Source organism: Segatella salivae DSM 15606, from assembly GCF_000185845.1.
Taxonomy (GTDB): Bacteria; Bacteroidota; Bacteroidia; order Bacteroidales; family Bacteroidaceae; genus Prevotella; species Prevotella salivae.
In genome coordinates this window covers 784,778-807,734 of sequence record NZ_GL629647.1, presented here as the reverse complement: position 1 = coordinate 807,734, position 22,957 = coordinate 784,778, and the positions used below count along the sequence as shown (strand labels likewise).

The 22,957-nt window shown below is 40.1% G+C and carries 17 protein-coding genes and 3 tRNA genes; 12 read left to right on the top strand and 8 right to left on the bottom strand.

All coding sequences use genetic code 11. The annotated features are described in order from the left end of the window. The first annotated feature begins 1 nt into the window (after window position 1). The 6 genes from HMPREF9420_RS03380 to HMPREF9420_RS03350 all read left to right on the top strand — a co-directional run bounded on the left by HMPREF9420_RS03380 (window position 2) and on the right by HMPREF9420_RS03350 (window position 5,872). Window positions 2-1,327 (top strand): DEAD/DEAH box helicase, encoded by a 1,326-nt coding sequence (locus tag HMPREF9420_RS03380; protein WP_007134030.1) that lies wholly within the window; start codon window positions 2-4, stop codon window positions 1,325-1,327. Window positions 1,328-1,705: 378 nt separating this feature from the next. Continuing rightward, the gene (gene serC, locus HMPREF9420_RS03370; RefSeq protein WP_007134028.1) at window positions 1,706-2,779 is read left to right on the top strand and encodes a 3-phosphoserine/phosphohydroxythreonine transaminase; all 1,074 of its coding nucleotides are present in this window, start codon (window positions 1,706-1,708) and stop codon (window positions 2,777-2,779) included. Between the two features lie 62 nt (window positions 2,780-2,841). After that, on the top strand, window positions 2,842-3,759 hold the full coding sequence (locus HMPREF9420_RS03365; RefSeq protein WP_007134027.1) for an NAD(P)-dependent oxidoreductase: 918 nt from the start codon (window positions 2,842-2,844) through the stop codon (window positions 3,757-3,759). A gap of 93 nt (window positions 3,760-3,852) precedes the next feature. Next, a complete protein-coding gene (locus HMPREF9420_RS03360; protein ID WP_007134026.1) occupies window positions 3,853-5,100 on the top strand; it encodes a DUF1015 domain-containing protein in 1,248 nt (415 codons plus the stop codon). Continuing rightward, on the top strand, window positions 5,101-5,697 hold the full coding sequence (locus HMPREF9420_RS03355; protein WP_007134025.1) for an IMPACT family protein: 597 nt from the start codon (window positions 5,101-5,103) through the stop codon (window positions 5,695-5,697). An 87-nt stretch (window positions 5,698-5,784) separates the two neighbouring features. Continuing rightward, a tRNA-Ser gene (locus HMPREF9420_RS03350) sits at window positions 5,785-5,872 on the top strand. A gap of 226 nt (window positions 5,873-6,098) precedes the next feature. Here the strand turns inward: HMPREF9420_RS03350 and HMPREF9420_RS03345 are convergent. Beyond that, entirely contained in the window at window positions 6,099-7,586 is a 1,488-nt protein-coding gene (locus HMPREF9420_RS03345) for a PepSY-associated TM helix domain-containing protein (RefSeq protein WP_007134024.1), read from the bottom strand. Between the two features lie 417 nt (window positions 7,587-8,003). On the opposite strand from HMPREF9420_RS03345, the gene HMPREF9420_RS03340 reads away from it, so the two are divergent. Both HMPREF9420_RS03340 and HMPREF9420_RS03335 read left to right on the top strand, forming a co-directional pair. Further along, window positions 8,004-8,483 carry a MarR family winged helix-turn-helix transcriptional regulator gene (locus HMPREF9420_RS03340; protein ID WP_044078733.1) on the top strand — a complete coding sequence of 160 codons (480 nt, stop codon included), beginning with the start codon at window positions 8,004-8,006 and terminating at the stop codon, window positions 8,481-8,483. A gap of 445 nt (window positions 8,484-8,928) precedes the next feature. Then, complete coding sequence (locus HMPREF9420_RS03335; protein ID WP_007134020.1) at window positions 8,929-9,534, top strand: glutathione peroxidase; 606 nt, start codon at window positions 8,929-8,931, stop codon at window positions 9,532-9,534. 110 nt (window positions 9,535-9,644) lie between these two features. On the opposite strand, the gene HMPREF9420_RS03330 is transcribed toward HMPREF9420_RS03335, so the two are convergent. The 5 genes from HMPREF9420_RS03330 to lon form a co-directional block, all read right to left on the bottom strand. Beyond that, window positions 9,645-10,976: an NADP-specific glutamate dehydrogenase gene (locus tag HMPREF9420_RS03330; RefSeq protein WP_007134019.1), complete on the bottom strand. Its 1,332-nt coding sequence runs from the start codon at window positions 10,974-10,976 to the stop codon at window positions 9,645-9,647. Window positions 10,977-11,220: 244 nt separating this feature from the next. Then, window positions 11,221-12,849, bottom strand: a complete 1,629-nt coding sequence (locus HMPREF9420_RS03325) for a DEAD/DEAH box helicase (RefSeq protein WP_007134018.1) — start codon at window positions 12,847-12,849, stop codon at window positions 11,221-11,223. 6 nt (window positions 12,850-12,855) lie between these two features. After that, window positions 12,856-14,130, bottom strand: coding sequence for an LptF/LptG family permease (locus tag HMPREF9420_RS03320; RefSeq protein ID WP_044078732.1), 1,275 nt, complete (start codon window positions 14,128-14,130; stop codon window positions 12,856-12,858). Window positions 14,131-14,137: 7 nt separating this feature from the next. Next, window positions 14,138-15,265, bottom strand: coding sequence for a tRNA guanosine(34) transglycosylase Tgt (gene tgt, locus HMPREF9420_RS03315; protein WP_007134016.1), 1,128 nt, complete (start codon window positions 15,263-15,265; stop codon window positions 14,138-14,140). Next, window positions 15,262-17,724, bottom strand: a complete 2,463-nt coding sequence (lon, locus tag HMPREF9420_RS03310; RefSeq protein ID WP_007134015.1) for an endopeptidase La — start codon at window positions 17,722-17,724, stop codon at window positions 15,262-15,264. Before lon ends, tgt begins: the two co-directional genes overlap by 4 nt. A 146-nt stretch (window positions 17,725-17,870) precedes the next feature. Here lon and HMPREF9420_RS03305 point away from each other — a divergent pair, with 146 nt between their 5' ends. Beyond that, a complete protein-coding gene (locus HMPREF9420_RS03305) occupies window positions 17,871-18,566 on the top strand; it encodes a tRNA1(Val) (adenine(37)-N6)-methyltransferase (RefSeq protein WP_007134014.1) in 696 nt (231 codons plus the stop codon). 756 nt (window positions 18,567-19,322) lie between these two features. Here the strand turns inward: HMPREF9420_RS03305 and HMPREF9420_RS03300 are convergent. After that, entirely contained in the window at window positions 19,323-20,354 is a 1,032-nt protein-coding gene (locus HMPREF9420_RS03300) for a diacylglycerol/lipid kinase family protein (protein ID WP_044079061.1), read from the bottom strand. Window positions 20,355-20,718: 364 nt separating this feature from the next. Here HMPREF9420_RS03300 and spt point away from each other — a divergent pair, with 364 nt between their 5' ends. The 3 genes from spt (at window position 20,719) to HMPREF9420_RS03285 (ending at window position 22,229) form a co-directional block, all read left to right on the top strand. Then, window positions 20,719-21,906 (top strand): serine palmitoyltransferase, encoded by a 1,188-nt coding sequence (spt, locus tag HMPREF9420_RS03295; protein ID WP_007134010.1) that lies wholly within the window; start codon window positions 20,719-20,721, stop codon window positions 21,904-21,906. A gap of 149 nt (window positions 21,907-22,055) precedes the next feature. Continuing rightward, window positions 22,056-22,129 (top strand) — tRNA-Pro (locus tag HMPREF9420_RS03290). A gap of 26 nt (window positions 22,130-22,155) precedes the next feature. Then, window positions 22,156-22,229, top strand: a tRNA-Pro gene (locus tag HMPREF9420_RS03285). Window positions 22,230-22,312: 83 nt separating this feature from the next. Here HMPREF9420_RS03285 and HMPREF9420_RS03280 read toward each other — a convergent pair. After that, window positions 22,313-22,942 carry a DedA family protein gene (locus HMPREF9420_RS03280; protein WP_007134009.1) on the bottom strand — a complete coding sequence of 210 codons (630 nt, stop codon included), beginning with the start codon at window positions 22,940-22,942 and terminating at the stop codon, window positions 22,313-22,315. Window positions 22,943-22,957 lie beyond the last annotated feature (15 nt).

Here is a 22,957-nt window from a genome sequence, read left to right as displayed (position 1 = left end):
AATGACTCAAAATATAGAGAAGATAACCAAGAAGTTGGGCATAACGCTCAACAATATGCAACAGGCAGCTCAACAAACCCTGTTGGAGGAGAAAGAAAACGTTATTATTTTGTCTCCAACAGGCTCTGGAAAAACGCTGTCTTATTTGCTTCCACTTACACAATTACTCGACAAAACGTCAGATGAAGTGCAGGCGGTTGTTGTTGTACCAGGCCGTGAACTGGCCTTGCAGTCGGCCAATGTGCTCAAAGATATGGGCTGTGGCTTGCGTGGAATGGCGTGCTATGGTGGGCGCATGACAATGGAAGAACATCGTCATCTGCGTGACCTCAAACCACAAATTGTGTTTGCTACGCCCGGACGCCTTAACGATCATCTTGATAAAGGCAATATCGTTGCTGAAGGAATCCATTATCTTGTGCTTGACGAATTTGACAAATGTCTTGAAATGGGCTTTCAAAAGGAGATGGAAGCACTGACAAACAAACTGCCGAAACAAGTGAGATGTATTCTTCTTTCGGCTACTCCAGCAGAGGAACTTGGGGAGCAACAGCTTATAAATGCAGCGTTTAAGGTTCTTGATTTCTTACCAAAGACGGAACAAGTGCCTGATCGTGTACATATATATAAGGTGGAAAGTCCAGACAAAGACAAACTCGATACCTTAAAACAATTGTTGCTTTCGTTTGGCGAACAAAGCACAATAGTGTTTCTGAACTATCGGGATGCGGTGCAACGAACTGCCGATTTTTTGATAGATGCAGGCTTTAGTGTCAGCTTTTTCCATGGAGGAATGGAACAAAAAGAACGTGAAGCTGCGCTTTATCGCTTCTCAAATGGCAGTGCAAACATTATGGTCAGCACTGATTTAGCTTCGCGTGGTCTTGACATTCCTAACATAGAGAACATTGTTCATTATCATATTCCAGAGAGTGAAGACGGATATATTCACCGCGTTGGACGCACTGCACGATGGGATAAGCATGGACGTGCTTTCTTTATTCTAAATGCTCAAGAGCAGATTCCTGCTTATGTGGATGCTGAAGTAGAAGATTATGTGCTTCTAAATGAACGACTTCGTCCGGCTCTTCCTAAGAATAAAACTCTCTATATCGGTAAAGGTAAGAAGGATAAAGTAAGCAAAGCAGACATTGTTGGCTTTCTATGTAAGAAGGGAGGACTGCGGGCTGACGAGATAGGCCGTATTGATGTGAACGACCGTTATAGTTATGTGGCTGTTGTCAGGGCTAAGGCTCAGCAGGTTTTGCGCCTTACAAAAGGCGAGAAAATAAAAGGAATCAAAACCATTGTTGAGGAAGTTCGCTAAGTCGATGCTGTGTAAAGATGATTCATAAGGAAACAGATTGATACTCAATGTGTTTTATTCTTATTTATAGAATGCCCCATTTCATGCGCTGAAGTGGGGCATTTTGCATCGTGATTTGCCTCATTTTACTCGGTGAAATGGCGTTTATTACGAGACGAAATGGGATGAAGATAAATACACTTTCTTTTTCCTTTCCTTTCCAATCAAACGAAGGAATAACTTCCTTAAAATGAGATTGTTTCTTAAAATAAATGTTTATTTCTTGATAGTTGATGTAAAATAACAGGAATTTATTTGCTTTTTTGAAAATAAAGGTGTACATTCGCATTTGTAAAACTATTTATATCACGCATTAACAGAACTTAAAATTTAATTCAGATGAAGAAGTATAACTTTAATGCAGGACCGTCAATGCTTCCTCGAGAAGTAGTAGAAAACACAGCAAAGCAAATCCTTGATTTCAATGGTAGTGGCCTTTCGCTGATGGAAATAAGTCATCGTACGAAGGACTTTCAGTCAGTTGTCGATGAGAGTGTAGACCTTTTTAAAGAGCTTTTGAGTATACCCGAGGGATATTCTGTTGTCTTTTTAGGAGGTGGAGCATCGTTACAGTTCATGCAGATTCCAGCCAACTTCCTCATCAAGAAGGCTGCTTATGTGAACTCAGGTGTATGGGCTAAGAAGGCAATGAAAGAGGCAAAGTTCTTTGGAGAGGTAGTAGAGGTGGCTTCATCTGCAGCTTCTAACTATACTTATTACCCTAAGAACTTCGAATCAAATGTGCCTTCTGATGTTGACTATCTACACATAACAACGAACAATACGATTTATGGTACGGAGTATCGCGGTGATTTTGATGTTAAGGTTCCATTGATTGCAGACATGAGTTCGGATATCATGAGCAGACCAGTTGACGTTAAAAAGTATGATGCTATCTATGCAGGTGCACAGAAAAATATAGCAATGGCTGGTGTAACGGTAGTCATTTTGAAGGATGAAGCCTTAGAAAAGAGGGTGCGAGAACTACCTACAATGATAGATTATCACACGCATATTGATAAGGGATCTATGTTTAATACGCCTCCCGTTGTACCCATTTATTCTATGTTAGAGAACCTCCGTTGGTTGAAGGAACATGGCGGATTAGAGGCTGCCGACAAGCGAGCTCACGAACGGGCTGATGCACTTTATAGTGAGATTGACCGCAACAAGCTCTTCAAAGGGACTGTAGAGGTTGACTCACGTTCGTTAATGAACATCTGCTTTGTAATGAATTCAGGTTATGAAGAGCTTGAAAAGGCCTTCCTTGATTTTGCAGTTGAGCGTGGTATTGTAGGTATTAAAGGACACCGTTCTGTAGGTGGTTTCCGTGCAAGTTGCTACAATGCACAGACTATGGAAGGTGTAAATGCCTTGATAGAAACAATGAAAGCTTTTGAAGCAAAACATTAATCATAACCTTATTTGCAGGAAGAGTGCTTCACTTTTCCTGCTAAACATTAAATCAAATCACTATGAAAGTATTAGTTGCAACCGAGAAACCTTTTGCAATTGCAGCCGTTGAAGGTATTAGAGAGGTAGTAGAAGCTGAAGGACATGAGTTGATGTTGCTCGAAAAATATACTGATAAGGCTCAACTTCTCAGTGCTGTTGAGGATGCAGATGCAATGATTATTCGCTCAGATAAAGTTGATGAAGAAGTTTTTAACGCTGCAAAGAAGCTGCAAATCGTAGTTCGTGCTGGTGCAGGATATGACAATATAGACCTGAATGCAGCCACTTCACATCATGTTGTGGCTGAAAACACGCCGGGACAAAACTCAAATGCTGTTGCAGAACTTGTGTTTGGATTACTCGTTATGGCTGTACGTAACTTCTATAATGGAAAATCTGGTACTGAGTTAAAAGGCAAACGGCTTGGCATTTTGGCTTTCGGTAATGTGGGACGCAATGTTGCTCGCATTGCAAAAGGCTTTGATATGGAAGTCTATGCCTATGATACTTACTGCCCGAATGATGTTATTGAAGCAGCTGGAGTGCATGCTTGTAAGAGTCAAAATGAGTTGTTTGAGAACTGCGATATTGTGAGTTTGCATATTCCTTCAACCCCCGAGACAATCAAAAGTATAGGAAGTGGGCTTGTTGGTCAGCTCCCAAAAGGTGGTATTCTCATAAATACGGCTCGTAAGGAGGTTATTAATGAGGAAGAGTTATTAGAGTTGTTGGCTAACCGAACCGACCTAAAATTCATCACAGATATTATGCCTGATGGTGACACTGAATTCAAAAAGTTCGAAGGACGCTATTTCTCTACGCCCAAAAAGATGGGTGCACAGACAGCCGAAGCAAACATAAATGCAGGTATTGCGGCTGCAAAGCAGATTATTTCTTACTTTACTGACGGGTGCACGAAATATCAAGTGAACAAATAAATCTATTGATTAACGAAATGAACTTGGGCCTTGTATGACTTCATATGAGGCTTGAGACAACTTGTTTAACTTAAAAACATATATTCTTTTACTATGGCACAGATAAAACCTTTTAGGGGATTGCGTCCTCCAAAGGCTCTTGTTGAGTTGGTAGAATGCCGTCCTTATGACGTGTTGAGTTCTGAAGAAGCCCGTCAAGAGGCTGGAACCAACGAGAAAAGTCTTTACCATATCACACGACCTGAAATTAATTTCGAGATAGGTACAGACGAACATGACCCCAGAGTCTATGGAAGTGCAGCCGAACACTTTAAGAAATTCGTCGACAAGGGATGGTTAATGCAAGATGAAAAGGAGCATTACTACATCTATTCTCAAACAATGAATGGTAAGACTCAATATGGTTTGGTCGTGGGAGCAAGCGTTTCAGACTATATGGAGGGTGTAATTAAGAAGCATGAGCTAACCCGTCGTGAGAAAGAAGAAGACAGAATGAAACACGTTCGCGCTTGTAATGCGAACATGGGACCCGTATTTTTGGCCTATCCTGATAACGAAACACTCGACAATTTGCTTTCGCGTTATGCGCAAACTCAGCCAGAGTATGATTTCATTGCACCCATTGATGGGTTCAGACACCAGCTATGGGTTGTCGAAGATGAATCAGATATTGCGACCATTACAGACGCTTTCAATCGCATGCCGAGTCTATATATCGCCGATGGACACCATCGTTCTGCCGCCGCGGCACTCGTTGGAGCAGAAAAAGCGAATCAAAACCCTAACCATAAAGGAACAGAACCCTACAACTTCTTTATGGCAGTGTGCTTTCCCGCAAGTCAATTGACCATCTTAGATTATAATCGTGTGGTGAAAGATCTTAACGGAATGTCGCCTAAAGAGTTTTTACTTGCACTCGAAAAGAACTTTATTGTCACTCCAAAAGGAACGGAAGAATATCGTCCTCAGCAACTACATGAGTTCTCACTTTACTTAGATAAGCAATGGTTTAGTTTGAAAGCAAAGGACGGTACATACAATAATAACGACCCAATCAGCGTTTTAGATGTAGACATCTCAAGCAGATTGATTCTTGATGAGCTTCTTGGCATAAAGGATTTACGGTCAGATAAGCGGATAGATTTTGTTGGAGGACTTCGCGGATTGCAAGAACTCCGCCGTCGGGTGGATAGTGGTGAGATGCAAATGGCATTGGCTTTGTACCCTGTAAGCATGCAACAGATTATGGATATTGCTGATAGTGGGAAGATAATGCCACCCAAAGCGACTTGGTTTGAGCCTAAACTTCGCAGCGGACTCGTTATCTATAAGTTAGAATAAATGGTCGAAGATCAATATAAAACGATTGTAGAAGAAACTATAGGCGAGGGATATTACACGGAGAAACGCAGTAAATTCCTCGCCTTTGCGCATCATATTGAATCGGTAGATGAGGCAAAAGAGCTTGTAATTGCCTATCGTAAGCAATATTATGACGCCAGACATTGCTGCTATGCCTATATGCTTGGCCCCGAACAAAAGGCATTTCGTGCCAATGATGATGGCGAACCAAGTTCTACAGCAGGTAAACCCATCTTAGGACAGATTATTAGTCATGAGCTGACTGACGTCATTGTTTTCGTCATTCGCTATTTCGGTGGAGTGAAGTTAGGTACAAGTGGACTCATCAATGCTTATCGAACAGCTGCTAATGAGGCTCTTTCGAATGCCTCAGTTGTCGTGAAACAGGTAGAAGAAACAATAGATTTCGACTTCACTTATCCTATGATGAACGATGTGATGCGTGTGGTAAAAGAGATGCAACCACGTATTATTGATCAAAAATTTGATAACACGTGCAGTATCAAATTAAGCATTCGAAAGAGTGAAGCAGAACAGTTGAGGATGCGATTAAACAAACTTTCTTTTGAAGGTTGAATGTATAATGTCTGTTAAAACAATGTTTTCAGAAGGTTTTACAGCTTTCTTTTTCAGCTTTTTTCATTACTTTTGCATTGCAATTTAGGAAGATTGGCAGAGTGACCGAATGCGCTGGACTCGAAATCCGGTATACGCCTTTCGCGTATCGGGGGTTTGAATCCCTCATCTTCCGCTTGATTCAACATAATAAAAACGCTGTAAGATTGAGTCTTACAGCGTTTTCTTATTTCATTTTTGGAATCTTTTCTACTACAAAATCATTTCTTTTCACAGGCTAAAAATGCGTTATTTAAGACTTAAACACATTTCTATTGCTTTGCATTTATAATGAATTTATTTCACAAAGTAACCTGTTATAAGCTCTTTTTTGAAGGATTCAGTGTTGTAATCCGATAGGTTTAATCATCCGATGAGTCAACATCCGTTTTCTGTTTTGATTTATCTGAATCTTTCTTTCGTTTCTGATAGCGTATCTTCCAGCCACTCCAAAGACACCAAATAACAGCAAGTCCGATGATAAAAATATAGAAAATGCTGGCTGAACCAAGGAAAGTGTAGAGCCTACCCGTGTGGAGTTCTAATGCAACATTACGCAAAGACATTGGCAATTGCTTCATCTTTGCCGGCATTTTCAGTGCTTCACAGCCAGTGTTATAATCGATTACATGTTCAAATTCGCCAAAGTCATTTGTGTAACCCGATACCGCATGCGCACTAATGGGTATGCCTCCAGTCTGTTCTGCCAGTCCGTGTGTGTAGTAATCAGCAATGATACCTGACTTTCTTTCCCATATATACATGCCACTAAACGAGCCAATCAGCCAATAACCATTTTCATCTTGCGTCTCAACATTAATGCCCATGACACTCACCGGCGGTTGCATTTTCACGGGATAAGGTGTTGATTGAAGCGTTTTTAAGCTGTAAAAACCATTTGAAGTATATAAAAGCCAGTCACCTTCTGCCTGATCATATCGAATAGAGCGCAACTGATCATTCCAACTATTGTCGCTATCTAACGTTGAAAAAGGTACAGCTAGAACTCTTCCTGAAGCGATAGCAAGTAGTGCTGGCGGTCGAAGAAGCCAGCCAGTAATGCTGAGTAGCAGTGCTAAAACAAAGCTAATACGGCCTATTTCGTTGTGCCATGAGCCTGCCTTTCGATGCAACCAAGCCGATGTTTTGCCTTTAGGATGAATCCAATAAAATATACCTGTGATAATCAACAGAATGAAAACAATGGCTATCATGTCTACAATCAGCACGCCAATAAGCCCAAACAACTCACCACTATGTAGTAGCCATACCGTGCGAAAGAGGGATACTTTGCCATCCGAATCACTTGCTTTTTGAAGGCTTATGCGTTGAAATTGCTGATAAGGTGGTTTACTTAAATAGACAAAAGAGCGTGTAGTGAACAACAAAGAGTCACCTTTTGAAGTGATATCACAAAGCTTTTCATCACTACCAATAGGCAAATTGACCGATTGCCATTGATTGTTCGTGTAAACATATAGTCCATATTGTCCAGCAGCAAAGAGCTTTCCTGAAGGTAGAATGACCATTCCTTTGATGTTTCTTGCATCAGCTCCCGTGGGCAATCCTTGGTTAAAATCGTCAAAATGCTTAGCCGTTGTGTCAGTTCTCCATATTCCTGAATTGCCATAGACTAACACTTTATTATGCCATTTGATGCTCCCACGCAGCAAACCTAAGTTCCACTTGTCATATTGATAACGCTTAGGAAGCCATGATCTGCTGATATTACAATTGGAAAATAACATTGGATGATTGAGTATTAGCCCTGAAATGCAAAACATTAACAAAAAGAAACTGACAACAATGCCTATCCATTTATGATGTTTATACCATGTATTCTTTTTCATTTTGAATGAGTTTTAATGTCAATTGAGGTGTAAAGGTACAATGTTTTTGGGTAAAATCGGGTGTTGAATGCTATTTTTTTATCCTGATATTGATACATATCAGACTATTTTTCAATTTTACTTCTCATGACTTCAGTTGGTGTTGATGAGGGTTAATAAGGCTTAAAACTATAAGAGTTGATTTGTTTTCCTGCTTTTTTCTCGTTATCTTTGCATCGAAGACGATATAAAGCGTTTGTAAATGAGTGCTTTACGACAAGCAGACCCTACACTCACTGCAATGTGAAGTGTATTATCTTTTGAGGCCTCACCAGGCAGAAAAGTTATTCTGATGATAGCTATCTTGTGATAAGATGAGTCATTAAGAATCATTGTTTATCTGTGTTTGCGTTTAGCTTTCATCCTAAATATTTATTTATGGCATTCGAACAATTAAAATTAAGCAGTCAACTCTGTTTTAGATTGTATTCAGCAAGTAGGCTTGTTACTCAGACTTATAACCCTTTTTTGGATAAGTTGGGCATCACATACCCACAATATTTGGTGATGATGGTGCTTTGGGAGACAGACAATCAGCCTGTAAATGACATTGCACATAAACTTCTTTTAGAAACCAACACGGTGACTCCACTCATTCAGCGCATGGAGAAAATGGGGTTAGTCATACGTACTCGCGGGATGGTTGATTCCCGTCAACGCATCGTTTCATTGACAAAAGAGGGCAAGAGTATGGAGAAAGAGGCGGCTAAAGTGCCTCAATGTATGCTCAATCACTTTAGTAAATGTGGGCTTAGTAAAGAGGAAGTGTTTCAATTAGTGCCACTTTTGGATAAGCTGATAGATAGTTTAAAGGACCACACGAAAGACAGTTTTGAGAACGAAGTCGAAGAAAAGTAGGACCATTTGGTAGTCTATTTCGTTGTCGGTTGGCATATTTTATTGGATAATCTGAATCTTGTTTTCAATTCATGTACATGGGATGAGGATAGTCCTCAATGCTTATGTCATCAAAAAGTGAGGCAGAATGTTTTGTAATATGCATCAAATGAACCAATGAAGTGCCTCATTTCACACGATAAAGTGGCTGAGATCGCGCAGTAAAATGGCTTGAATTATTTTGTAAAATAATTTGATCCATGAAATGATATGGGCACAAGTGTATATTCGTTAGAATCAAGGACTTGGGTAAAGTGTTAAGGAAACATGAGAAGATAGGATTGTGGAGTAGGGTATTCTGCTAACATAAATCAACCAAAGTAGCTTTTGTCATGGGATTGGCTGTCTGTATCTGTAATGTATTTTAGTTTATTTAGCTCAATAAAAATCTTTATATTAATAAGTGATGAGAAAATATTTAATCCTCTTATTGGTCTTTTTTGCACTTCAAGCTGTTGCACAAAAGAATGTTTATGCTTTCAAAGTGGCTGACAATCAGGGTAAGATGGTCTCTCTAAAGAAATGGAAAGGCGATGTTTTACTAATAGTTAACACTGCAACAAAATGTGGTTTTACACCTCAGTATAAAGCGTTGGAAGCCTTATATGAGAAGTATAGGGCAGAAGGTTTCAACATTTTGGATTTCCCTTGCAATCAATTTGGGCAACAAGCACCTGGAAGTGCGGCAGAGATTCATGAGTTTTGTACCTCTAATTTCGATGTACATTTTCCGCAGTTTGCTAAGATTGATGTAAATGGCTCACATGAGATTGCGCTCTACTCTTACTTGAAACGTGAGCAAGGATTTCGTGGTTTTGGTGTAGGAACGATGGCAGAAGCCATGGACAAGATGCTGAAAAAGAAAGATGCTTTGTATGCTTCAAATTCGGATATCAAATGGAATTTCACTAAGTTTCTGGTCTCAAGAGAGGGCAAGGTGATAGCGCGTTTCGAACCAACTGACGATATGGATATGGTTGAAAAATGTATTGTGGAGGCGCTTCACAAATAAAGAGTTTCAGCTTTTGTGTTTTTCTATAGCATTATTGATGATACAAAAGGGGCAGAAATCATTATGACTTCTGCCCCTTTTCTAATTAGTTTGCTGATGATTTTGTTCTTTTATACGATTCCTTGTGCCATCATGGCCTTTGCAACTTTAAGGAAGCCCGCAATGTTAGCACCCTTAACATAGTTGATATAGCCATCAGGCTCTGTGCCATATTTGACACAATTAGCATGAATATCGTCCATAATAGCATGAAGTTTGGCATCAACCTCCTCGCGTGACCATTTCATTCGCTCAGAATTTTGACTCATTTCAAGTCCTGAAACGGCTACACCGCCGGCATTAGATGCCTTTCCTGGGCAATAAAGAATCTTTGCATCTTGAAATACTTTCGTTGCTTCTGGCGTGGTAGGCATGTTTGCTCCTTCCGTAACAGCAATTACTCCATTGGCCACTAAGGCTTTGGCTGCCTCTTCATTAATTTCATTTTGGGTTGCACACGGAGATGCAATGTCGGCCTTTTCAAACCAAGGTTTGCCCTCAGAATACTTGACTCCATAGCGTTCTGCATATTCTTTTATGCGGCCTCTCTCTACATTTTTCAGCTCCATGATATAGGCAAGCTTCTCTTTATCAATGCCATCGGGGTCGTAGATATAGCCATCTGAGTCGGAACAACTGACGGGTTTTGCGCCTAATTCTAATAGCTTTTCAATCGTATATTGAGCCACATTGCCTGCTCCTGACACGAGTACAGTCTTTCCCTTTAGACTGATATTGCGAGTTTTAAGCATGTTTTCTAAGAAGTAAACATTGCCATATCCCGTTGCTTCCGGACGTATAAGTGAGCCTCCAAACTCCTGTCCTTTGCCCGTAAGTATACCCGAAAATTGATGTGTAAGCTTCTTATATTGTCCGAAAAGATAGCCAACTTCGCGTCCACCTACACCGATATCTCCTGCTGGAACGTCTTCATTTGGACCAATATGTCGATAGAGTTCATTCATGAAAGCTTGGCAAAAGCGCATCACTTCTGCATTACTTTTCCCACGAGGTGAGAAGTCTGAACCACCTTTTGCACCACCCATTGGGAGGGTAGTCAAGGCATTTTTGTAAGTCTGTTCAAAGGCAAGGAATTTCAAAATGGAAAGCGTTACAGAGCGATGAAAGCGTAATCCACCTTTATATGGGCCTATAGCGTTGTTGTGTTGAATTCGATATCCCATGTTAGTTTGCACCTTTCCTTTGTCATCTACCCACGTTACACGAAATTCTACGAGTCTGTCGGGAATACAAAGTCGTTCAATAAGGTTCGCTTTCTCAAACTCGGGGTGCTTGTTATACTCCTCTTCAATGGTGCCAAGTATTTGACTTACTGCCTGAATGTACTCGGGTTCGTTTGGGAATCTGACTTTTAGTTTTTCTAAAACTTCACTTGCTTTCATACGCTTTACCTTTTTCTGATTACCTATAAAAGAATTAATGTTATTCTAATTGCAAAGTTATAGAAAAATCATTGGAATTCAAATAAAAACAAACAAATTTATTTTATTAGGTTGAGAATAATAAGTTTATTAAACAAAATAGCTTTAATTAGAAACGAAACAGATAATCATTGGAAGCTACATAAATACAAAAAAGAGAGGACACTTTTGGCCCTCTCTCTGTTCATTTGAATCGTATGATAATTTATTTGATTCTGAAAATTTTCTTAAAGAACTTCTTTATGCCGCTTTCAGCTTGCATTTTCTGCACGTGAGCAGTATTCTTGTGCGTTGTATTAGGACGATTTTCAGTCTGTGGACGATTGCGTTTTTTGTAATTTCCTTCTACATTTGCGCGGCGTTTCTTATGCTGTTGTTGTTCTGAATTACGAGAGTTTGTAGCATTTCTAACCTCATTAGGTCTGTTGCTTCGTTGCTCGTTGTTTCGTTTTTCGCAACGTGGCTGATATGTTTTTTCGCCTCTTTGATTTCTATTTCTTTGTGAATTACGTTCCTTATTGTTGTGAGAATCCTTTGCAACCTCTGTATTTTGTGATTGTGAGTCAGCTACATTATTGCGCTGACGGCGGTTCTGTTGCTTCTTATCTTTATGTGCAGTTTGTTCGCGATTAATGCGTCTTCTGCTCTTCGCTGAAGTTCCACGTTTGGGTTTTCCGGCTGATTTATATTCAGGACCTTCGCCTAATCCCTCGGGAAGTGGCGTCTTATCAACTTGCTTTCCAAGGAATTTCTCAATCAGTTGAAAGTAATAAATATCATCATCCGATACGAATGTTATCGCTGAACCCTCACGAGCTGCACGTGCAGTACGGCCAATTCGGTGAACATAGTCTTCGGCGTCATGGGGTACATCGTAGTTGATAACCATAGAGATATCGTCAATGTCAATGCCGCGCGCAACGATATCAGTGGCTACTAACACATCAAATTGACCACTCTTAAACTTGAACATGACCTCATCTCTCATTGCTTGATCAAGGTCAGAGTGCATTTCTCCACAGTTGATATGCTTGCGTTGGAGAGCTCCCGCCACTTGTTTTACTTTCATCTTACTACCACAGAAGATGATAACTCGCTTGAGATCGTCACTCTTAAAGATGTCCTTTATGATGCCCATCTTTTGTGTTTCATAACACACATAAGCGCTTTGTTTAATCTTTTCTGCAGGCTTACTAACAGCCAGTTTAATGACTTTAGGATTCTTTAGCAGCGTTTTTGCGAGCTCTTCTATCTTGTCTGGCATCGTCGCAGAGAACATAATTGTCTGACAAGATTGGGGTAGTTTCTTTGCAATCTTAAGGATATCATCAGAAAATCCCATGTCAAGCATGCGATCAGCTTCATCGAGAATGAAGAATGAAACCTTACTTAGATCTACATTTCCTAAGCTGATATGAGAGATAAGGCGACCAGGAGTGGCTATTACAACGTCTGCACCTAATTGGAGACTCTTTAGTTCTTGGTCATATCGATTGCCGTCATTTCCGCCATAAACTGCCACACTGCTAACCCCATTTAGATAGTAACCAAATCCTTGCATGGCTTGATCAATCTGCTGAGCAAGCTCTCGAGTGGGGCTCATGATAAGGCAATTAATGGCCTTCTCTGGATAATTTCCATCGTCAAGTTTACTTAAAATAGGCAGTAAGTAGGCTGCCGTCTTGCCGGTTCCTGTTTGTGCTACGCCTAACACATCATTGCCATTGAGGATTTCCGGAATACATTTCTCCTGCACAGGAGTGCACTTTTCAAAGCGCATATCATAGAGTGCATCGAGAACACTGTTGTTTAATTCTAATTCGTCAAAGTACATATTATTTTAATTTGGTGCTTGTTTGTAGCAGAAATATGCCACAATAGCAAAGATAATATTTGGTATCCATGCAGCAATAATCGGTGGAAGATTGGCATTGATAGCAAATGTTGATGATACGGTTTGTAACATTATATAACCGAAACTAAGTGCCAAGCCGATGCCAAGATACATTCCCATACCTCCTTTTCTCTTTTTAGCTGAGAGAGAAAGACCAATGATAGTGAGGATGAAAGAAGCGAAACTGGCAGCTATTCTCTTGTGATATTCCACTTGGTATTGAACCACATTACTCGATCCTCTGTCGATTTGTTTGGAGATATAATCACTCAGTTCAGGGTTCGTAAAGGTCTCTTGTTGTCCCTTAGAATATACGAGATCATTTGGTTCCATGAGTATAGTCGTGTCTCGTTTTGCTCCATTTTCGATCTGTTCTCGATAGCCATTGAACTTCCGAATCTTGTAATTTTGTGCAGTCCAATGATACTTAGAATCGCTTATAGTGTCGTATTGTATCTCCATAGCTGTCATGTGACTGACAAGCTTTTTGTCTTGAAACTTATCCAAAGAAAAGCCATAACCCCGCTTGGTATTATTGTCATAATGTTGTATATAGGCTATAGTTCCTTTGCCAACATTAAGCATAACATTGTCTGCTGCTGTTGTTTTCTTCTTATTCTTATATAGAGATTCGAAGTTTTGTCGAATGACATTACTATGTGGAATGACATATCCACTGAGATAGAATGATACAACTGAAATGAGAATACAGGAGATCATGTAAGGTCGCATGAGTCTTTTGAATGATACACCAGCAGCTAACATGGCAATAATCTCACTATTTCCTGCCAACTTAGAAGTAAAGAATATCACCGCAATGAATACGAAAAGAGGACTAAAAAGATTGGCAAAATATGGGATAAAGTTCATGTAATAATCGAACACGATAGCCTTTAATGGCGCATGATATTCGCTAAACTTTGCCAAATTTTCATTGATATCAATAACTATCGAGATACTGATAATCAGTGCAATCGAATAAATGTAGGTACCAATAAACTTCTTAATGATATACCAATCCAATCGTTTGATATAACGAAGGGGATTGATATAGCGAAGCCATGTCAGCCTTTTACCAACCCATTTTGCCATGAATTGCAGCATCAATGTATGTGCAACAATCCACTGAAACAGGCGATGTAAGCATGCAGGATGCCTACTTAGCCATCTCAACATGCGGTATCTTGTCAAATGTCTCCTTATTTTTCCGAATTCAATCATTTATGTTTTACAAACGTTGTCCAAGCCGATCGATAACTGATTTCTTCCATGAAACGAAGTCACCTTGTTCTATATGGTGCCTTGCATCAGTCACTAAACGAAGATAAAAGGCCAAGTTATGAATACTTCCGATTTGCATTGCCAACAACTCCTTAGCCTTAAAGAGATGGTGAAGATAAGCCTTGGTATAGCGTTTATCAACATCACACCCCGCAGCATCAATCGGAGTAAAATCGTTTTCCCACTTTTTGTTGCGCATATTCATTGTTCCATCATAAGTGAAAAGCAAAGCATTGCGTCCATTTCTCGTTGGCATTACACAATCAAACATGTCTACACCACGTTCAATGGCTTCCAGAATATTTTGTGGAGTACCTACACCCATGAGATAACGCGGCTTTTCTTTTGGTAGAATTTCATTGACAACCTCTATCATCTCATACATAACCTCTGTTGGTTCGCCTACAGCCAACCCTCCAATTGCATTCCCATCTGCTCCTTTATCAGCGATATATTTGGCAGCTTCCTGTCGTAAGTCCTTGTAGGTACAGCCTTGTACGATAGGGAATAGGCTTTGGTTATATCCATAAAGCGGTTCTGTTTCGTTGAAACGCTTTATACATCGGTCAAGCCAACGCTGTGTCATAGCCAGACTTTTCTTTGCATATTGGTAGTCGCTTTTACCGGGTGGGCATTCATCGAAAGCCATCATGATGTCTGCTCCAATGATTCTTTCTGTGTCCATCACATTTTCCGGTGTAAACATGTGTTTGCTTCCATCGATATGTGACTGGAAAGTACAACCCTCTTCTGTTAGTTTTCGAATCCCGGTTAACGAGAAAACTTGAAATCCTCCACTATCAGTCAGTATGGGAAGTTCCCATCCATTGAAGCCATGTAGACCTCCTGCTTGACGTAATATGTCAAGTCCTGGACGCAAATATAAATGATATGTGTTGCCAAGAATAATCTGAGCTTTTACTTGTTCGTGCAATTCGCTGAAATGAACACCTTTCACTGTTCCTGCCGTTCCTACAGGCATAAAGATTGGAGTCTTTATCGTTCCGTGGTCAGTAGTGATGAGTCCAGCCCTTGCGTCACTGGCGTTATCGGTATGTTGAACCTCAAATGTCATTGCTTTTCTTCTTTTTCATCTGGAATTGTGAGTGGGGTCGCATGTTCTACGAGCTCATCTGTAAGGGCAAAATCCCACACCTGTTGTATGTTTTCAACATAATGGAATGTCACTCCACTACGATATTTCTCAGGGATTTCCTCGATATCCTTCATGTTTTCCTTACACATTACAATGTCTGTGATACCCGCACGTTTTGCAGCCAATATCTTTTCTTTGATACCTCCCACAGGGAGTACCTTTCCACGTAATGTAATCTCTCCCGTCATTGCGGTGTTCTTACGCACCTTGCGCTGTGTAAGTGCTGAGGCAATCGACGTTGCTATTGTGATTCCTGCTGACGGACCATCCTTCGGAGTTGCACCCTCGGGCACATGAATGTGGATGTTCCAATTGTCAAAGATGCGGTAGTCAATGCCTAATTTGTCTACATGTGCTTTCACATATTGTAGGGCTATCATGGCCGATTCTTTCATTACATCGCCTAAGTTGCCTGTCAATGTGAGCTTACTGCCTTTTCCTTGGTTAAGAGATGTTTCAATAAATAGAATCTCTCCACCCACACTTGTCCATGCTAAGCCGGTAACCACGCCCGCATAATCATTGCCTTGATAGATGTCGCGATAGAAAGGAGGTTTCCCAAGCAAATCCTCTATCTTGTCAGCTGTGATATCTGAGTATTCAATATTTCCTTTTATAGCTTTCTGATAAGCTAATTTTCGGAGTGCTTTATTAATTTGTTTCTCTAATTGTCGTACGCCACTTTCACGCGTATACTGTTCAATAATCTTCTCCAATGAAGCTTTATTGAACTTTATTTTTGGCTCGTTGTTCGCTAAACCATTATTTTCGAGTTCACGAGGAACAAGGTGACGCTTGGCAATCTCTATTTTCTCTTCAGTGATATAGCCACTCACTTCAATCACTTCCATACGATCTAATAATGGTCGTGGAATGGTATTGAGGTCATTGGCCGTAGCAATGAAGAGCACTTTTGATAGGTCATAGTCAACATCAAGATAGTTGTCATGGAACGCATTGTTCTGTTCGGGGTCGAGAACTTCAAGTAAAGCAGATGAAGGATCACCGTTAATCGTGTTCTGAGTGACCTTATCTATCTCGTCAAGTATAAAGACCGGATTACTCGAACCAGCCTTTTGAATATTCTTAATGATGCGTCCTGGCATTGCTCCTATATAGGTTCTGCGGTGTCCTCTGATTTCAGATTCATCGTGAAGTCCACCCAATGACATACGTACATACTTGCGATTCATGGCCTCTGCAATGCTCTTTCCCAAAGAGGTTTTACCCACTCCAGGAGGACCATAAAGGCAAAGGATAGGAGATTTCAAGTCACCTCGCAATTTCAAAACAGATATATATTCAAGTATTCTCTCCTTAACTTTCTCCATACCATAATGGTCATGGTTAAGTATTCTTTCTGCTTTTTTGAGATTGAGGTCATCTTTTGTATAGACTCCCCAAGGCAGATTAACCATGTTTTGCAGATAGTTAAGCTGCACACTATACTCTGGACTCTGTGGATTATATAGCTCTAATTTCTCAAGTTCCTTGTAGAATGTTGTTGCAACATCCTCATTCCATTTCTTGGTTTTAGCCTTTTCTAATAGTTCACGATGCTCTGGTGAACCCTCACCATGGCCAAGTTCTTCCTTGATATTCTTGATTTGTTGTTGCAAGAAGTATTCACGCTGCTGTTCATCAAGGTCCATGCGTGTCTTCTGTCGTATCTCTTGTTTGAGTTTCAACAGTTGAGTTTCGCGGTCAAGTATCTTTAATAAGCTATAAGCACGCTTTTCTGTATCATCAATTTCAAGTAGTTTAATCTTGTCTTTAATGCTAAAAGGCAGTGTGCTACATACATAGTTGACGGTAACAACTTTGTTCTGAATACTTGATAAAGCAAATTGTGCCTCGTCAGGCATATCTTCATTCAGGCTGATATAGTCCTTGGCACTCTTCTTTACGGTTTCACAAACTGTTGAAAACTCCTCACTTGTTTCGGCTGGCAGATGCTCCTCACTTGGTGAAACAATACCTGCATAGAAGGGTTTCATCTTTGTGATGCTCTCCAACTGACATCTTCCGAGTCCCTGAACGATAGCCGTGAGGTTCTTTCCTGGCCCTGGCATCTCAATGACTTTTACCACTTTGGCATATACACCCGTAGTATAGAGGTCTTTGAATATAGGAGTATCAACATTGGAATCGCGTTGACAGAAGATGCCAAAGATGGTATCTGGATGCTTGTCGAGATACTTAACGAGCTTCACACTGGCTTCTCTACCCACCAGAATAGGGGATACTACGCCTGGGAAAACTACCAAATTACGCGTGGTAAGAATAGGAACCTCGCCTAAAACATTGGTATTAAGCAGATTCGAAATATCGCCTTCGTAGTCGGCAATCATTTGTATTGAAGTATTTTTATTGTTCATTTGCTACTTGAAAACTAATGGTTTGCAAAGATACGCTTTTTTCATCAGAAACTGGCAAACGTCAGTATAAAAAGCAATTATTAATGTGTAAATCCGTAAAAACGATAAAATATTAGGCGATTTTCAACGTTTATATATCAAGAAGTATGAGTAACAATGTTTTCAAATTTAAGCAGTTTTCTGTTCATCACGACCAGTGTGCAATGAAGGTTGGCACCGATGGGGTGCTCTTGGGTGCATGGTCGCGTGGTGGAAAGCGTTTGCTTGATATCGGAACAGGCACAGGACTGATTGCAATGATGATGGCACAGCGCTTTCCCGAGGCTGAAATTGTGGCTATTGACATTGATGAGGAAGCCTGTTTACAAGCAAAAGAGAACGTGGCGAATAGTCCTTTTGCCACTCGTGTGCGTGTTATGCACACCTCCTTGCAGCAGTATGATGGTGAGAATTGCTTTGATTGTATTGTTAGCAACCCTCCCTTTTTTGTCAATTCACTACCGAATCCCGACGAAAAACGTAGTGTTGCACGTCACACTACAACGTTATCTTATGAGGCGCTTTTTACAGAAGTGAAACGTCTACTAACTGAAACGGGGCGATTTTCTGCCATTATTCCAGCTGAATGTCAATCGGGTTTTGTGGCTGAAGCAACCTTCATGAATCTCTCTTTGACGCGTGTTTGTGCAGTAAAGACTGTCGAACGAAAACCCGTAAAACGTTTCATGTTAGAGTTTCAAAAGACTGGTGTCTCATCTAATGAGATGCAAACAGTTTGTTTGATGCAACAAGGTGAACGGTCGGATTGGTATCAACGTCTTACTGCTGATTTCTATTTGTAAGCTCTTATTGGTGTTTTCGTACATCGTTTTCTTTCAAACTCTCTTCTGTCCTCCTTTTCATTTCAAACATAATACGTGTCTTTTACATGGGCTATGTAGGTAAATGAATACGTATTTTGTACTCTTGTTAATGTAGGTTTCTTATATTCCTTTTGTAGAATTCATTTGTTTTGATGAATAAATATTGTAAAATAAGAAGATGATTTTTAACACTTTAAAATAGTAATACTAAGTGCTTGCAAGGTGGAAAAATAAGTGTGAAGATGTGTTTTTAAGCAAAGTTCTTTTAGTTTTGGATGATTACTTAATGCAAAATGGGGCATATCGTGTTTCTATTTGCGTCATTTCCTCTTCCAAAATGGCTGTATTTACTATGTAAAATAGTGCAGTTTGTGATGTGATCTAATGGATATTGTTGGGTGATATAATCTCTCTTTTTGCTAACAGATTGATATAAAGTAATTTGCAAAAGCATGAAAAGTAGGCTTATTTTCTTGAATTTCATCTGTTAGTCTGAATGTGATTGTATTTTGAAATATATTGTAAAACTAAATGATAAGATTTAACACTTTAATTCGTTTGGTTTCAATAGGTAGAAACAAGTTGCTTCTTTCATGAATCATTACAGGCATAGAGCTTAAATCTATGCCTGTAATCATATATAGTTAGGTTACAAATCGAAGGATGTTTTCTTGATTTCTTGAAGTTCAATCCATTGTTTGTAAGTAGAAATAGGGTAGGAGTTGACTGACAATCTTATAGATTCAGTTTCCTAAGTATCATTTTATTGAGTACCTTAATACGTCTTCTTTGGCGGTTGATGTCAGAGCGTAGGTCGTTGAGTTGATTGAAAATATCTGCTGCTGCATTTTGAAGCGTGTTGGGTTTGCGCCTACGTTTGTCAGCAAAAGGATTAACAATGACCTTTATTCCTTTCTCAATCAGTTTGATTTCAATGTCTTCTCCAGTCATGGCAGGGTCGCCGTCAAAATGTATATAGCCGGGATTGTTACGATGAACACGTAGCTGTTTGGTGCGGAAACTCTTGATTTTAGAGTTCTTGTCAAGGGTTTTGTTGAACATATCAATGCTGATTTGTGTTGCTTCGAAAGCATCGAAAGGTTCCATTACGATAACATCCATGAGCCCATCACTCATTGAAGCCTGTGGTGCAATATAGGCATTGTTCCCATATTGTGATGCATTTGCACATGAGATGAGGAAGGCTTTGAGTTTCGTTGCACCATTTTCATCGTATATTTCGTAGGTTTCGGGCTTATAGTTGAGGCCTGCTTTTAATACATTTTCTACATAAGTTATGGGGCCACGCTTACCTGCTTCTGCAAACTTATGACTGATAAAGGCATCAAATCCCATACCGCAGGTGCAGAAAAATGGGTGTTCGTTGATGACGCCATAATCGAGTTGATGAACTTCTGCAGCGTTGATAATCTCGATGGATTTAGCCAAATTGAGAGGTAATAACAGGTGACGTGCAAGGCCATTTCCTGAACCACATGGGATGATTCCTAAGGCTGTAGATGATTGAACAATAGCGCGTGCGACCTCGTTCACCGTGCCATCGCCGCCCACTGCAACCACAATATCTGTATGATTGTCTTTTGCTTCTGCCGCAAGTTCTGCTGCATGGCCTGCATACTCGGTGAGTTTAATCTCATAATCGAATTTGTTGGTGTCAAGATATCGCTCAATGAGTTTCGGAATCCCGGCCTTGCTGGCAGTTCCCGAAATAGGGTTCATAATGAAAATAATCTTTTTTTTCTCCATTAGTGCTTTTTGTTTTTGAAAGAGAAATATGTTTTCCACATGAAAAGAACTTTCAAATCGTGGGTTGTAGAGTCTTTAATTCTCTTGTGATTTGGTTGAGTAGATACTCATTCCAAGTCTTTTTGTGCTGAGATAAGCTATTTTTGAGATTGTTTTCTTCAGCTGTCGTTAATCTATTTTGAATGGTTGCAGCCATACAAAGATTTCTCTTCTGCAAAGATAATCATTTACATTTTACAACCATCAGATATGCTTTATAATTTGATTAAATCGCATATTTCTTTTGAAAAAGTATACTATATTGCCGTTTTTTTGTATCTTTGCAGCCTATTAGTATTAAAAGTAGTTTTCTACACCTATTAAAATGGGACAATTACAAGAAAGATACAAGAATTATCGTGAGCCTCAAAAGTATATGGAGGCAGGCGTATACCCATATTTTCGCGCTATAACCAGTAAGCAGGGTACAGAAGTTGAAATGACTGGTCACAAGGTTTTGATGTTTGGTTCAAATGCTTATACAGGCTTAACCGGTGACAAACGTGTGATAGATGCCGCAAAACGCGCATTAGATAAATACGGTTCAGGCTGTGCAGGAAGTCGTTTCTTGAACGGAACTCTTGATATCCATGTGCAATTGGAAAAGGAATTGGCCGAATTTATGCATAAGGATGATACACTTTGCTTCTCAACTGGTTTCTCTGTTAACCAGGGTGTATTGGCACAAGTGGTAGGTAAAGGCGACTATATTATCTGTGATGATCGTGATCATGCGAGTATTGTAGATGGCCGTAGACTTTCTTTTGCGCGCCAACTTCATTATAAGCATAACGACATGGAGGACTTGGAACGCGTGTTAAAAGCGCTTCCTCATGACGCAATCAAGCTGATTGTGGTTGATGGTGTGTTCTCTATGGAAGGTGATTTGGCTAAGTTGCCAGAGATAGTTGCATTGAAACGCAAGTATAATTGCTCGGTAATGGTGGACGAAGCACATGGCTTAGGCGTGTTTGGAAAGCAAGGACGTGGCGTATGTGACCATTTCGGACTGACAGACGAGGTTGATCTTATCATGGGAACATTCTCAAAGAGTTTGGCTTCTATTGGTGGATTCATCGCAGGAGACAAGGACACTATCAATTTCTTGCGCCATACTTGTCGTACGTATATCTTTAGTGCATCAAATACTCCAGCTGCAACAGCAGCAGCATTAGAGGCTCTCCATATCATTCAGAATGAGCCGGAACTTATCGAACACCTTTGGGAGGTAACACGATATGCTTTGGATCGTTTCCGTGAAGAAGGCTTTGAGATTGGTGAAACAGAAAGTCCTATCATTCCATTGTATGTACATGACGTTGAAAAGACATTCCTTGTAACGAAGCTTGCCTTTGATGCGGGAGTATTTATCAACCCAGTAATTCCACCAGCTTGTGCTCCTCAAGATACTTTAGTGCGTTTTGCACTTATGGCAAACCATACTAAGGAAGAGGTTGAACGTGGTGTTCAAGCACTAAAAAAGATTTTTGTTGAACAGGGAATTATTAAATAAGTGAATATTCTTTATAAGTGATAAAAGAGGGGCTACATAAAAAATGTAGCCCTTTTTGTTACTACATAAAATAAAAAGTAATGATTTTATTTGGTCACATAAAATAAAAATATTACCTTTGCAGACGCAAAAGAGAAACGGATATAGAGCGGGGTGTAGCGCAGCCCGGTAGCGCTCCTGGTTTGGGACCAGGCGGCCGCAGGTTCGAATCCTGTCGCCCCGACTTTTAATATCTAACTCTTCATGCAGCGGGGTGTAGCGCAGCCCGGTAGCGCTCCTGGTTTGGGACCAGGCGGCCGCAGGTTCGAATCCTGTCGCCCCGACACAAAGACAATCTCAATTAGAGATTGTCTTTTTTGTTTTATGTTCTATTTGGTGATATGTTTTGATTGAGAGATATTTATAGTTAGGCATGTTTCTTGCGCTTAAAATACCATTTCAAGACAAAATAAACAATGGCAATAACGACTGCAATCAATATGAAGACCTTGATATACTCACCATATTCAGCAATCTTTTCCGTGAGTTGATCTTCTGGTACAGCAGAATGAAGATACCAACCAAGTGCTGCCAGAATGCAGTTCCAGGCGCCAGCACCAATTGTAGTATAAAGAAGGAATTTCCAATAATTCATCTTTGCTAAGCCCGCTGGAATGGAAATAAGATGACGGATGCCAGGAATCAGTCGGCCAGTAATTGTTGCTATCATGCCATGATCATAGAAATACTTCTCACTTTTCTCTACTTTCTGTTGATTTAATAGGCACATTTTCCCCCATTTACTATTGGCAAAGCGATAGATAATGGGCCTACCTAAGTAGTGACCTGCAAGATAATTGATTGTTGCTCCACAATCAGCGCCGATTGTAGCAAATAGAATGACAAGCCAAATATCTAAATTTCCGCCTGCAGCATGATAGGCGGCAGGTGATACAACAAATTCAGATGGGACGGGGATTACCGTACTTTCGAGTAACATTAATAGGAAGATTGTACCATAATTCAGGTTTCCTAATAGTGTTGATAACCAGTTCATGAGAGTTTATTATTA

Excerpts from the sequence above, each read along its gene's own strand:
- spt (WP_007134010.1), top strand. The coding sequence starts at position 20,719 with ATGGGACAATTACAAGAAAGATACAAGAATTATCGTGAGCCTCAAAAG.
- HMPREF9420_RS03380 (WP_007134030.1), top strand. The coding sequence starts at position 2 with ATGACTCAAAATATAGAGAAGATAACCAAGAAGTTGGGCATAACGCTC.
- lon (WP_007134015.1), bottom strand. The coding sequence starts at position 17,724 with ATGAACAATAAAAATACTTCAATACAAATGATTGCCGACTACGAAGGC.
- HMPREF9420_RS03330 (WP_007134019.1), bottom strand. The coding sequence starts at position 10,976 with ATGAAAGCAAGTGAAGTTTTAGAAAAACTAAAAGTCAGATTCCCAAAC.
- HMPREF9420_RS03345 (WP_007134024.1), bottom strand. The coding sequence starts at position 7,586 with ATGAAAAAGAATACATGGTATAAACATCATAAATGGATAGGCATTGTT.
- HMPREF9420_RS03300 (WP_044079061.1), bottom strand. The coding sequence starts at position 20,354 with ATGGAGAAAAAAAAGATTATTTTCATTATGAACCCTATTTCGGGAACT.
- HMPREF9420_RS03305 (WP_007134014.1), top strand. The coding sequence starts at position 17,871 with ATGAGTAACAATGTTTTCAAATTTAAGCAGTTTTCTGTTCATCACGAC.
- tgt (WP_007134016.1), bottom strand. The coding sequence starts at position 15,265 with ATGACATTTGAGGTTCAACATACCGATAACGCCAGTGACGCAAGGGCT.
- HMPREF9420_RS03365 (WP_007134027.1), top strand. The coding sequence starts at position 2,842 with ATGAAAGTATTAGTTGCAACCGAGAAACCTTTTGCAATTGCAGCCGTT.
- HMPREF9420_RS03355 (WP_007134025.1), top strand. The coding sequence starts at position 5,101 with ATGGTCGAAGATCAATATAAAACGATTGTAGAAGAAACTATAGGCGAG.
- HMPREF9420_RS03360 (WP_007134026.1), top strand. The coding sequence starts at position 3,853 with ATGGCACAGATAAAACCTTTTAGGGGATTGCGTCCTCCAAAGGCTCTT.
- HMPREF9420_RS03280 (WP_007134009.1), bottom strand. The coding sequence starts at position 22,942 with ATGAACTGGTTATCAACACTATTAGGAAACCTGAATTATGGTACAATC.
- HMPREF9420_RS03335 (WP_007134020.1), top strand. The coding sequence starts at position 8,929 with ATGAGAAAATATTTAATCCTCTTATTGGTCTTTTTTGCACTTCAAGCT.
- HMPREF9420_RS03320 (WP_044078732.1), bottom strand. The coding sequence starts at position 14,130 with ATGATTGAATTCGGAAAAATAAGGAGACATTTGACAAGATACCGCATG.
- serC (WP_007134028.1), top strand. The coding sequence starts at position 1,706 with ATGAAGAAGTATAACTTTAATGCAGGACCGTCAATGCTTCCTCGAGAA.
- HMPREF9420_RS03325 (WP_007134018.1), bottom strand. The coding sequence starts at position 12,849 with ATGTACTTTGACGAATTAGAATTAAACAACAGTGTTCTCGATGCACTC.
- HMPREF9420_RS03340 (WP_044078733.1), top strand. The coding sequence starts at position 8,004 with ATGGCATTCGAACAATTAAAATTAAGCAGTCAACTCTGTTTTAGATTG.